This is a genomic window from Terriglobus sp. YAF25, assembly GCF_052113305.1.
Lineage (GTDB): Bacteria > Acidobacteriota > Terriglobia > Terriglobales > Acidobacteriaceae > Terriglobus.
Genome location: NZ_JBFRCY010000303.1, coordinates 1 through 12,265, shown reverse-complemented (window position 1 = coordinate 12,265; position 12,265 = coordinate 1). Strand labels below are relative to the sequence as shown.

Annotated in this window: 11 protein-coding genes and 1 pseudogene; 5 read left to right on the top strand and 7 right to left on the bottom strand. The window is 56.7% G+C overall.

Annotation, left to right across the window (positions count from 1 at the left end; genetic code table 11):
- Both AB4043_RS13855 and AB4043_RS13850 read left to right on the top strand, forming a co-directional pair.
- Positions 1–577, top strand: a pseudogene (locus AB4043_RS13855) (glycosyltransferase family 2 protein); the annotation flags it as partial.
- Between the two features lie 322 nt (positions 578–899).
- Positions 900–1,412, top strand: coding sequence for a hypothetical protein (locus AB4043_RS13850; RefSeq protein WP_442307301.1), 513 nt, complete (start codon positions 900–902; stop codon positions 1,410–1,412).
- 119 nt (positions 1,413–1,531) lie between these two features.
- Here AB4043_RS13850 and AB4043_RS13845 read toward each other — a convergent pair whose 3' ends face one another.
- Together AB4043_RS13845 and AB4043_RS13840 are read right to left on the bottom strand one after the other, a co-directional pair.
- Entirely contained in the window at positions 1,532–2,536 is a 1,005-nt protein-coding gene (locus AB4043_RS13845; protein ID WP_442307300.1) for a glycosyltransferase family 2 protein, read from the bottom strand.
- A gap of 71 nt (positions 2,537–2,607) precedes the next feature.
- Entirely contained in the window at positions 2,608–2,979 is a 372-nt protein-coding gene (locus AB4043_RS13840) for a hypothetical protein (RefSeq protein WP_442302587.1), read from the bottom strand.
- 516 nt (positions 2,980–3,495) lie between these two features.
- Here AB4043_RS13840 and AB4043_RS13835 point away from each other — a divergent pair.
- Complete coding sequence (locus tag AB4043_RS13835; protein WP_442307302.1) at positions 3,496–6,708, top strand: TonB-dependent receptor domain-containing protein; 3,213 nt, start codon at positions 3,496–3,498, stop codon at positions 6,706–6,708.
- Positions 6,709–6,870: 162 nt separating this feature from the next.
- Here AB4043_RS13835 and AB4043_RS13830 read toward each other — a convergent pair whose 3' ends face one another.
- From AB4043_RS13830 to AB4043_RS13810, 5 genes are read right to left on the bottom strand one after another with little or no spacing between them, the layout of a single operon-like run.
- Positions 6,871–7,620, bottom strand: a complete 750-nt coding sequence (locus AB4043_RS13830) for a hypothetical protein (RefSeq protein WP_442307299.1) — start codon at positions 7,618–7,620, stop codon at positions 6,871–6,873.
- On the bottom strand, positions 7,617–8,156 hold the full coding sequence (locus tag AB4043_RS13825; protein ID WP_442307298.1) for a hypothetical protein: 540 nt from the start codon (positions 8,154–8,156) through the stop codon (positions 7,617–7,619). The genes AB4043_RS13830 and AB4043_RS13825 overlap by 4 nt, the downstream gene beginning before the upstream one ends.
- Entirely contained in the window at positions 8,149–8,409 is a 261-nt protein-coding gene (locus AB4043_RS13820) for a hypothetical protein (RefSeq protein WP_442302591.1), read from the bottom strand. The genes AB4043_RS13825 and AB4043_RS13820 overlap by 8 nt, the downstream gene beginning before the upstream one ends.
- A gap of 51 nt (positions 8,410–8,460) precedes the next feature.
- The gene (locus AB4043_RS13815) at positions 8,461–9,177 is read right to left on the bottom strand and encodes a hypothetical protein (protein WP_442307297.1); all 717 of its coding nucleotides are present in this window, start codon (positions 9,175–9,177) and stop codon (positions 8,461–8,463) included.
- Positions 9,174–10,337, bottom strand: coding sequence for a ThiF family adenylyltransferase (locus tag AB4043_RS13810; protein WP_442307296.1), 1,164 nt, complete (start codon positions 10,335–10,337; stop codon positions 9,174–9,176). Before AB4043_RS13810 ends, AB4043_RS13815 begins: the two co-directional genes overlap by 4 nt.
- 237 nt (positions 10,338–10,574) lie before the next feature.
- Here AB4043_RS13810 and AB4043_RS13805 point away from each other — a divergent pair, with 237 nt between their 5' ends.
- Together AB4043_RS13805 and AB4043_RS13800 are read left to right on the top strand one after the other, a co-directional pair.
- Positions 10,575–11,459 (top strand): FHA domain-containing protein, encoded by an 885-nt coding sequence (locus tag AB4043_RS13805; RefSeq protein WP_442302654.1) that lies wholly within the window; start codon positions 10,575–10,577, stop codon positions 11,457–11,459.
- On the top strand, positions 11,459–12,265 hold an 807-nt coding region (locus AB4043_RS13800), incomplete at its 3' end, for a vWA domain-containing protein (RefSeq protein ID WP_442307295.1). The genes AB4043_RS13805 and AB4043_RS13800, both read left to right, overlap by 1 nt.

The following is a 12,265-nucleotide window of genomic DNA, read 5'->3' as shown; positions in this document are numbered from 1 at the left end:
CGCCCAGGGTAAAGACAACATCCATCCTGAACGGCCCATTGGTCCATCGGAGGATGTGGCTGACTACATCCTGCTGCGTCCATCCTTAACCAGGCGCCCCGGTGTTCTTCCATTGCAGTCACTGCTACTGCACCACAGCCTGCTCAAGGAAATCCCCTTCACCACGCATGCGGACCATGAGGACTGGGCATGGCTGCTGGAGGCATGGCATCTTGCCGGCGCCCGTGTTAAATTCGCGTGGGAACCGCTGGTGGTCTACAACATCGTGGTCGACAGCATCTCCCGATCGCGGCGCACCAACTGGAAGGATTCTCTGGAGTGGGCGCTACAGTACCGGAAATGGATTGGCGATCGCGCCTTCGCTTCGTTTCTAAGCACCAAGGTTGCACTCAAGGCAAAGCGCAGCCAGGATAAGGGAGCGCTCCAGCAGATAGGCCGACTGGTCATGGCGAGCCGGCCGGGCTGGCTGGAACTCGCATTTTTGGCCGGCATCTGGCTGCTGCCTGGACAGGTACTGCATCACCTATGGAAGAAGTCTCTCGAGAGCTCGCATCAGGCTGGTCAGACGGCATCATGAAGCTCGTCGCACGTATCGCGCTGCTGCTTTGCGTGGCCCTGGCAGGCATATGGACATGGCATCGCTGGCACCTGCGAGCCGTGGATGAGGCCATTACGGCAAACGCCGCGAGCGCTGCCACTCCATTACAGGCATGGGCGAAGGCTTCCCCCGTCACGCGTGCTTTTTATGGCCGCAGACTGGAGCCACGCGACACAGTGCTGCATGGGGTGGGCCAGAGCGACCGGCAGAGCTTCGATGCTTATTCGAAGGCGGTAGCGCCGGCCCGGCCGATGCTGATGATGCGCTATGTCGATCTGCATGACCGCAGGAAGCAGCGGTGGTGTGGGACTGGTCACCGGATGCTGAACTCGATCAGCAGCGAGCAGGCGCCGCGGCAGCATTCGCAGCCGCGCGCTGGCAGCAGTTCTATCCCGGCGATGCGTACGTCGACTGGTGGGGCGTGAACCTTTTCTCTCCGCCGACGCTCTCATCTGCGGCAACGCGGGAATTTCTTGCCGAAGCGGACAACCGCCGCTTTCCCGTTATGATCGCGGAATCAACGCTACGAGGCGCCTCTGTACATGACCCGCATGCCGCCATCGATCAATGGTTCGCACCTTATTTCGGCTTGCTCCGCGGCACAAAGGGCATCAAGGCTATCTGCTACATCGACTGGGACTGGCGTATCTATCCGCAGTGGGCCGATTGGGGCGATGCGCGCATTGAGAGCGATGCCACGGTACTTGAGTTCTACCGATCGCAGGTTCTCAATACACCTGGAAACGCACCGTGGCTCTCCGGTGGCGCTGACCGCGCAACGACGCGCAGCGTCCTGCGCCTCGACGGGAGATAAGTACTACTAGAGCATTCCCTGTTGCTGGGTATCCCGGAAGTGCCGTACAGCAGCGTTTTCATTTCGGAAAACGCCCACAGGATGCGGAAGTCCTACACTGCCTCCACAGGGAAAATGCTCTACTGCCGCGGCGGTGCGTCGGGCCGTTCCCCATGGCGACTGCGGAAATCCATCCTGCTAAGGAACTGTGACGAACCACCTCGTGCCGCAGACAATCCCCGGTACAAACCGGCTGTGACCGCAAGACTCAGTTGAGCATCCAGCACCTTCGCCGGTTGTCGTGTGAGACGCCCTGCCGCCAACTGCGGAAGGTCGCGCACGACGGCGAGTATCAGACGTYCGGTCAGGTTATATAGAAGGCTGGGGACGCTATTCCTCGCTCCGGCAAGCCGCGCTTCGATCGCTCCGGTGCGCATGGCCGACTGTCTCAAGACATGCGGATCCAATCTGCGCGGCGGAATCAGGTGCAGCACCTTCGCCTCAGGGGCCAGCCACATACGATGGCCCGCCTCGTGCATTCGCTGGAAAAGATTGGTGTCTTCCCCACCTTCGGTGAAGTTCAGGTCGAATCCACCCATCGATTCGAAGACGTCGCGCCGGGTAAGCACATTGTTGGTGGACGGAAGCTCGTGGAACTGCATACTCCGTTCTTCCGAGAACAGGATCTCGCCGAGCAGCCGGCGGGCTCGAGGACCCACTTCACTAAGAGACCGCCCCTCCGGAAGTGAAAGCACGGTCGTCCCTCCCACGCAGACAGCATTGTTCTGCTGGGCGACACCATAGAGGGTCTGCAACCAGTGCGGCGGCGCGATCTCATCATCGTCAAAGCTCGCCAGCCACCGGCCCCGGGCGTGTTGTGCGGCCAGATTCCGTGCGGCAGCAACCCCCTGTTTGGCTCCCTGCAGGATGCGGACAGGAATCGCCGCTTCCGCCTGATAGCGCGCCAGCACCTCAGGCGTATTGTCCGTTGATTGATCGTCGACGATCACCATCTCGACCCGAACGCTCGCGAGCAGCGATTGACCGAGGAGTGCATCCAGAACCCCGGGCAGGAAGTGCGCACGGCTGCACGTCGTCATGACGACGCTGATCTCGGGCTCTGGATCGGAGGAACGAGGAATCACATTACGCAGTCTATCTGAAGGCGCAGGACTTCCCTCCGTCCCCGAAGCCAGAGGGATGATCGATCGAAAATTTATGCGGCAGCGCTGCGGAAGGTCTTTGCCTCGTAGCGGGCCGAGGCCTGTTCCAGGAAGTTGAACAGGCTTGTGAAGTCTTCTGAGTACATCGCGCCAAGCGCAGTTGTACTCAATTTGTCGGTGAGACACACAATCGGCACACCGGCCCTTGCCAGAGCGCTGCCCATCAGAATCTGACGGGCAGGTGGCACAGTATGACAGAGAATCACGGTTCCATACCCGGGATACAGGGCTTCGCCCAACCAAACGGAGCTGGGCAACGAAAGCACGTTATAACCGGCACGCATCAGAACATCCGCCCTGTTATGAAGAAGGGCGGCATCGTCGCCGATCGACAGGACCAGAAAATCATTATGTGTAGACTGCATCGCAACCTCGGGAGATCCGCAAGAAAGCACGGAGAAGTTAAAGCAATACAGGCAGTAATAAAACAGGGCGTGCAACGGTTCAGGGGAACGGTGAGGCCGCAAGAGGAAACATCACCAGAAGCGGACCAATCTTCCGTCTTGACTCAAAGCATAATGCATTTCCGGCATCGATGGGCGAGAGACAAATCGCTTCACCACTTACTCTGTCGACTACCGTACCAAGATAGAGCGACCTGGGATAAGTACGGAACAAGACATTAGAGGCGATTTTCGTAGGCTGCGATTTGACTCAACGTATCCGCCTGCATGTCCATGCCTCGCCTGTGGTACCAGAGAGCTGTCCACTCAAGGGCTTCAGCGATACGGAGACGGGGTTGCGGACCAAGCAGCCCGGCGGGCTTCTGTGCTTGGGGTCGGGCTACAAACGATTCTTTTTCGTACTCCTTCGCTCATGCCGTTTCATGTCGGGATCATCTCGCGGTATCAGCATTCTCGCTCTGACACGTCAGGTCGCGACTGAGCCTTCACCAGAGAGCGAGATCATCTCAGCGCAACACCGCACACTGGCGTTGCGCCGATCCTCTACGTCAACCTCCACTTTCAGCCCAGACATTTCGTGGCGGCATCAATGGAGAAGTCACTGACGTGACGGGAGCCACCGTCCCTGGAGCAACAGTCTCCCTCACCAATGAAGCAACAAAGAGTACGTACACCTCGGTAACCTCAAGCGCCGGCAGCTTCCTGTTCAATGATCTGCCATTGGGCGCTTACACACTGACGGCCACCAATTCAGGATTCAGCACGGTTAAGGTCGATAAGATCCCCGTCTCCGCCGGTGTGATCTATACACTTCCATCCATCAAGCTAAGCGCGGCAGCAACACAGACGGTTGAGGTACAGGCCTCAGACATCACCCTCGACACAACCACCGTGACACAGAACATCGTTCTCGAGTCTCAAGCAGTAGCGGATATGCCGCTGAATGGTCGCGACTTCACTCAGATGATCCAGCTAACACCCGGCTTTGCCGGATATACAGGCGGTGGATACGGTTCTCTCAACGGAACTCGCGCCAACCAGATGAACTGGCAGATCGATGGCGTGGATAACAACGATCTGTGGCACAACGTACCGGCTGTCAACCAAGGGGGTGTCTCGGGCATTGCCGGTATCATTCTGCCCATCGATGCTGTTGAACAGTTCTCGGCCCAGACACAATCTGGCCCTGAAGGCGGACGCAACCCAGGTGGAACCATCAATCTGACTCTCAAGTCGGGCACCAATCGTCTGCACGGTTCCGCTTACTACTTCGACCGCAATGAACTCTTCGGAGCCAAAAGCCCTTTCAGCGATACGAAGCAGAAGGTGCGCAACTACAACTGGGGCTTCTCAGTCGGCGCACCAATCCTGAAGGACAGGCTCTTTGGATTTTTGACATTTGAGAAGCAGCGGTTTGTGATCGGCGAGTCAGGCAGTGCCACCGAACCATCCATCGGCTGGCAGAACCAGGCAAAGGCCATCCTTGCCGCAAAGAATATCCCCGTAAATACGACTATGCAGAAGGTGCTGAATACGCTGTGGGCCGGGGGCAATCTATCCTCCGACACGGTCGGCAACGTCAATAACTTCCATTCGAACGTCCCTGAATTTGGCTACAGCTATAACGGACTTGGCAAGGTGGACTATCACATCACCGACAAAGACAGCCTGAGCGCCCACTGGTTCGTCGGTCAAGGCAACCAGGTGGCGCCAGTCGGATCGCAGATCTACGACTACTTCGAGGTGGCGCCTATCCACGTTCAGAACGTCGCGGTTGTCTATAACCGCATGCTCTCGCCCTCCATCTCGAACCAGCTGCTGGTAGGGGTGAACTACTTCAACCAGGTCTTCAATGACGCGAATACCAATTTCAATGTGCAGTCTCTGGGCTTTGCGACTGGGGCACCCTTCGGCAATGCTCCGAACATCACCATTACCGGCTTCGATCCAGTTGGCATGACGCCGCCCGAGGGCCGTAACGACATCACCGGCCACCTGACCGACCAATTGAGCTGGGTCAAGGGCAAGCATCAGATTCGTCTCGGTGGCGAGTTCCGGCAGGCGCAGCTCGATGAGTTCTATAAGCGTCACTCAGTCGGATCGTTCACCTTTGATGGCACGCGTGTCGGCGGATCCGGACTTGCCGGAGCGTTGGCAGACTTTCTCGCCGGTTATACCTCGGCAGCCACCATTGCCATTGGAGATCCGGAGCGCCAGGTCTTCGTCAACACCTGGGAGCTGAACGCGGGAGATTCATGGCAGCTTACGAGAAAGCTGAGCTTCAACTACGGTGTGCGCTACGACTACGTTGGTCCGTTGCATAACGGCAACAAAGATCTTTCTGTCTTCCGTCCTGAGATGACCTCGACCAATGGCATCGCCTTCCAGGGCAACCAGATCAGTTCTCTCTATCAGCAGTACTACAAGAACTTCAGCCCACGTCTGGGTATCACGTATGGCCTGGACGACAAGACAGTGATCCGCGCCGGCTATGGCTTTTACTTCGATACGCCGAACCTGAATCCCTTCCTCGACAACCGGCCGGGCAACCAGGCGCCGAATGGCGTTGAAGGCAATCCGGCAGGACCTAACCCTGTCTACACCATCAGCGCGGCAGGTAAGGCGATTCCAAGCGACCCGACAGTGCAGCCCGGCAAGACCACGATCGTCGGGGGCCAGGCCATCTTCCCTTCCGCGATCAGCTACCCGTGTTCCTCGTCGAACCCCTGCGGAGTATTCTCCGTAGATCGGAACTTCCGCACACCATACAACCAGAATTACAGCCTGAATATCGAGCATACGATTGGCGCAAATGTCATTGCCCAGCTTGGCTACGTGGGCAGCGAAGGCCGTCGCCTGCTCAGCCTGCTTGATCTGAATCAGCTCAACGTCACTGCGGGCGCAAGCTCTCTTCCCTACGCCTCAAGCTATCCGCAGTATGGCAACATCAACCAGATCGAGAGCATTGGCACCTCAAACTACAACTCGCTGCAGGCGCAGTTACGTGTCATGCACTGGCATGGGCTGATGACGCAAGCTGCCTACACCTGGAGCCATAACCTGGATGAAGTGACGGCATATCGTGGAAGCCTGCCGCAGGATAACTTCAACTTCAAGGGCGACTACGGCAATAGCGACTTTGACACCCGCAATACTTTCACCACTCTGATGAGCTATGAAGTTCCGGGAGCGGCGTGGGGCCCGAAAGAGTTGACGCATGGATGGCAGTTGAACTCCCTGCTCAGCTTCCACGGCGGCCAACCGTTCACGGTACATGCTTCGGGCGATATCAGCGGCACCAACGAGGGCAACGACCGCGCTGTCCAGATCGGTAATCCGCAGGCGGGATACCAGGGACAAAAGCCAGGAGCAAGCTGGCTGAATCCTGCGGCATTTACCGATCCGGCCACCGGCCACTTTGGAACCTCACGCCGCAATGGCTACTACGGTCCTGGCTATTCCGATGTGGACTTCTCCGTCTTCAAAAACACGAAGATCAAGGAATTGATGACCATTCAGTTCCGGGCAGAGATGTTCAACCTCTTCAACCGTATCAACTACGCACCGCCAAGCAGTACAGTCGGCGGAAGCTTCAGCCTGTATGACACCATCGGCGACTACAACGGAGCTCCGGGTATTGGCGCCGGTGAACCCTTCAATACGCAATTGGGATTGAAGATTCTCTTCTAGAGCATTTTCCCTGTTACTGGGGTATCCCAGAAGGGCGTGCAGCGGCGTTTCCATTGCAGAAAACGCCCATGGAGGCGGAAGCCCTACATCACACCTACAGGGAAAATGCTCCAGCCCTCCCCCAAACACAAGGCCCGGGCCATCTAGCCCGGGCCTTGTCATTTAATTGGAGAGCCTGACCCTTCGATTTTCCGTCTCGATCTTCGCCATCCCATGAAACTCCGGACGTTCGAAGCCGAGGGCTGCGAGTACGCCGGAGAGCTCGAACGCACTCTGCATGCGCTTTGCTGGATCCGCAGCCAGCATCCAGTCCAACAATTTCGCAACCGGGGCGTCTTTCTGGATCACTGCGGGAAGCGTCCACTGCGCTTGCAGATGCTTGTGACGAATCTCCTCAAAAGAAGCGCCAGTGATGAGAGGTATGCCGCTCATCGCCTCGCAGAGAATCAGCGCCAGCTGTGCCGCCATATGCAGGGCTTCAGCGCGCGATAGCGAGCCGCAACGAGCGAGCGTGTGATCCAGATCTTCGCCTTCGATAAATGGCGTGAGAAAGAATGCGAAGCGATCATTCTCCTGAAAATCGAGGATTGGAATCATCGCTGGGTGGTTCCCCAGTTGAGCAAGGTGGATCGCCTCACGACGGAAGCTTTCGCGGACATCTTTTCTTTCCACGAGTTCAAGATGCAGCACCTTGGCAATGAACAGACCGCGATGCAGCGTGTGTTGTACCTGGAAGAGAGTAGCCATACCACCAATAGCGATCGGTTCCAACACACGGAAGCGTTCGCCCATCATCGATTGAAGCTGTGCGCCTAGCCGCCTGATGGATTCGGGGGAGTAGCGTTTTGCGGGAAGCCCTTCACCACTGAAAGACATCAAAGGAGCATCATCTCCAAGACCGACGCGAATCATGAGAGCCGCCTCCTTCTCGCAGGAGGCTCATCGGGAAGGCGACCATGAGCGGCGATTCCCGGATGAGCAATGCCCAGGAGGGGCTCTCCGGGAGCAGGATAATCAGCATCAGACAGCATCTGAAGATCGGGTTGCATCACGTGAACCGGATTGCGGTTTTCCAGGCGACGCGAAAGCATCGCGACCGTTTTGTGAAGTGCGTGCTCCACGTTATTGCTTACCTGGTGTTTGTCCCAAAGACATAGAAAGCCGGTCCGAGGATGGACATTCGGGTGAGCGACAGGAGCTTTCAGATAAAGTTCGAGAGGAACCGAGGGATAGTAGAGCGGAAAGACAATCTTCAAGCGATGGCTTGTAACAACGTCCTTCGTTCCCACACGAAGGGCTGGGGTCTTGTGAAGCGTGCAGGAGAACACCTCATCCTCTACTGCGAGGTTGCCGATACGTGCAGGATTCAGATGAGCGAGACTCTGCAGGAGATCCCACTCGGCGACAAGCCTTCTTTCCCTGGGTGAGGTCTGCGGAATGTCAGCCATTGGTCGCGACGGTGGAGACGCGCAAGACGTCATTGGGACGTACCCCTTGTTCCGGAAGAGCACGGCCAAAATCCAGAATCGAACTGTTCCAGATCACCTCTGGTTCGCCGTCTCCTTTCAGGACATCGCCGCGTTCGCGAAGATCGAAGAGAATCTCTTCAAGGACCATATTCAAGGTCTCGCCTTCATCGATATCGACGTTGTACTTCGTCTCTCCACTTACAGTGTCGAAATAGATTTGATACTTCGGCATTCGTTTCACTTCCTCGTCTATGAAATACCGTTTGATGACGCTTTGATGAATCTAGGAGGCCTTCCTGTCGTAAACCTTTGCAATGGATTCCGTCAGCGCAGAGGGCAGGTCCGGAAGCGTCTCACCGCAGCGGGTACAACTTCCATTGTGGAAGTCCCAACAATCCTGGCATTGCAGGCGACGGCATTTCGGACAGCATCGTAGAGCGGCTTTCTGTGGCGCCGCGAGACAGACCTGGCATCTCCCAACCTCGGATGGCGGCCCGGTGACGCGAGACCACCAGCGCTCCTGCATGGGAAGAATGGGAACACGCTGCTCCAGGCAGAGATGGCAGCGGCGATGCTCGAAGCTCCAGCAGCTCTCCTCACATACCTCAAGCCTGCAGCGAGGACACTGAAAGACAACGGATTGTGTCCGCAGGCGCCGGCTGCAGAGACCACATCGCGGCCGATCCCAGGTGAGGAAGGCCAGTGTCGCAAAAGAGGCTCCGGCCACAAGGATGGGGACGATCGCGAAGAGCGTGCTGATCGGACCGACGAGAGCAGCAATACCTACCGCAAGCAGAGAAGCTGCTCCCAACGAAACCGGCGGAATCCATATCAGGCGGTGAGGAAGATCGAAGTGCACCCAGATGAGGGTGCAAATCACCCCGAGGACAATCGCAGCAAGAGATGCAACACCAGGTCCAAGAAGATTTGTGCCGAACTGGAGCGAGGCCATAAAAACAATCAGCCCTGCCAAAAGTGTCGATCGTTCTAAGGCATTCATGACGCTGTTGCTCGTTTCGTCTCTTTCTCGTTCTGTCCGTTTGTGATCGGGGGAAACTGGACGGTTGGCCTTAACCGGATTAGATGCAGATCCGGCAATCCAAGCTGTCGCGGCGTAAGTTTTGCAAGCGGATCTCTGGAACGGATGACCGATACCGTCTGATCCGACTGCAGTGCACGATCGCCGCAATGAGGGCATGAAGCCGTCCGGAGCTGAGCCAGCCTAAGAAGCCTACGCGATTCTTTACCACAATGCTCACAGCTTGCGACGAGACTGATCGGCCACTGCAGCTCAAAACACCGGTCCCCCTGATGCGCTTCCTGTCGCGGGAATTGGTCCCTGAATGGTTTATCCGGAAATAGCTCGATCAGTTCCGCCGACGAGACATCGTGCCAGGGACAAGTAATACTCCGCGGGGCTGTAACCCTTGCAAGTTCATCGCTCTTAACGATGAAAGAACCGGTCAAAAACCCTGATCGATTTACTGTCCATTCACAACGGAGCTGCACCATGCGACGGGCCGTGATCTCAAGCGATGGAGTATCAGGAGGAGCGCCGCTCATGGCAAGCGACGGTGTAAGACGTTCACACCCATTGGACGGTGAAGCCATCTGCGCCAGTAATCGAGCACGGCTAACATCTGACATACCACAGGAGTAACATGCATGATCGTTCTGACCGGTAAACCATGAGACCCGGCCTTCACCGGTAGAGTTTGCGTGCACCGCCCCGTCGAGCATAGGAATACGGAGTGTTGTAGCAGCCAAGCCAGTTTCCATACGGGATAGAACACTATCAGTCGCCGTAATCAGAACATGACTTGCACGTAGCTGTTGCCAACCAACATCCGCCACTGGGGCTGCTATGACTTCGACTTTAATCAGTGGCGCATATCTGTTAAGAAAGCCCTGAAGAATCAACACCTTTGACCTGCCAATGCACTGCTCCGGATTCAGGTAACAAAGCTCCTGATACACGCGGCTCAAAGGTACGTTCTGCCATGTGAGGATGTCAGGATCGACCAGCAGAATGGATTCGATCAGAGCATCCGCTCCCGGGAGCTGGACGATCTGTCTGCAGCACTCGGAGCCTAAAGCACCGGCTCCAATCAGTGCAATCCGAACACGCGTGGATGCCTTTGTTTCAGAGTGATGAATCATAGCCCAAGGGGATGGGACATTTTATTACCGGGTTAAGATGCAACCTCTCCCGGCAACTCGGTCTCTAATCCTACCATCAGTGATTGAGTACTGTGACGAGCAGGACTGCTCAGTTGCCCGCCGTGAATTTCTCCACTCCGCCTCCCCCGGTGGACCCTTAATTTAGTTGAGTTGATCATGTACCGAGCGTTATTTTTCTCAACTCTTACAGGAACATTGGCAGGCATTGTGTCTGCGATGGTTACCCTGCTGATCTGCATCCCGCTCTCAAACAGCCGAGCCGGTTGGCTTGCGGACGCGACGACATTCCTTGTCTTCGCCCTGTGTGCGGCAATCTTTCTCTTCCTGTATTTCGATCGCATTCTTCTTGGAAAAATACGCGGTATCTCCATTGGCTGGGGTGTTCTTTTTGGTGGCTGCGCGGGTCTGATTGCAGCAGCCCTCAGCGTGGCGCTACGTCTCGGCATTGCGAATAACTCTCCCTCTCTGTATCGCGTTGCAGTGTGGGCTCTGTGCACCTCCGTAGTGGGCCTTGGTATCGGTCTGCGGTGGTTCAAGACGAACCGCGCACGCTCTGTCCACGCTTACGTTGGCGGTCTAGCCGGCGGTCTGCTCGGCGGTACGTTTTTTGTTTTGTTTGCGCCTCATGTTTCCGCCGGCATGTCGCTCGCAGGTTTATGTTTCGCAGGCGCGGGAACGGGCTTTGGAGCCGGCATCGCACCCATTCTCATCCGCAATGGCCTTGTCCGTTTCATAAGCTCCGGAGACGCGCGTGCCCAGAACAAACGGGGGAACAACAAGACCGCCTGGGACCTGGAGATTGATGAGAGCTACGTCCTTGGCAGCGCGGCTACGACGCAGGGAGGAACACGGTTCCAGCAGGGCGCGGACATCATGATTCCCGACAGCAGCATTGCACCAAGACATGCGGTTCTGTTTTCGAAGGATGGACGCTTCTACATCGCCCGTCATCCCGAAGCTTCAGGCGCCGAGGGCATTGCGAAGTATGTGCTGCGCATCAAGGGCAAAACCGTCGTAGCGTCACAGGAACTGCACCCGGGTGACGACGTCATGATTGGCAGAACCGCTCTTCGCTTCGAGAGCAGAAAGCAGGGCGAATAGTGCGCACTCGACTAAGTCTCGCTGCCCTGCTTGCGCTGTCTTCCACGGCGTGGGGTCAGAAGCCTGCGATGCTGCAGCTTACAGCTCCTCCGACCCTGGTGAACTGCAGTCCGGTTACGCAGTCGCCTTGCATGTCTGCAAGGATCACGCCAGTAGGTTCCGATGGGAAGCCGGCGCCCTTTGTTCTTCCAGCACCGAACGATCTGACGAATCTGATTACGTTGAGCAGCTCCGATGGAGAGATTCATCCGTTCTACGCCAGTGTTGGGGCTGGACCGGATGCAGCGCAACATGGCAACGTCTCATTGCTGGTTCTCGATATCAGCGGAAGCATGAATCAGCCATCGCCGGGCGCTGCTTCCAGATATGCAGCACTCAAGAGCTCCGTGGCAGACTTCATCAATGGCATGCAGGAAGGCGTGGACTGGATTGCGATCGTCCCCTTTGAGAGCCACGATGTCGTACCCACAATTCAGTCCGCTGTCTATGTCACTACAAAGGCTGATGCCCTCGCGCAATTAAATGCCATGCCGAGCCCGGCAGCTAAGAACAATACGGCGCTCTATCAGGCAATTTTCACCGGAGTAGACTCTCTTCGGCGCGAAATTTCTTCCCTTGCTCACGATAGCCATTCCGCAGAAGGCCAGCAGCCTCACCTCATCGTGATGACTGACGGAAAGAATGAAGTCATGCCCGGTGACGACCCTCAACTGTTGACCGGCGAGCTTGGCCTGCAACAGGCCGCCGCCCAGGTTCAGGCCTCACATCTCGACGTGATTGGCATTGGCTTTGGAGATCGTGAAGCG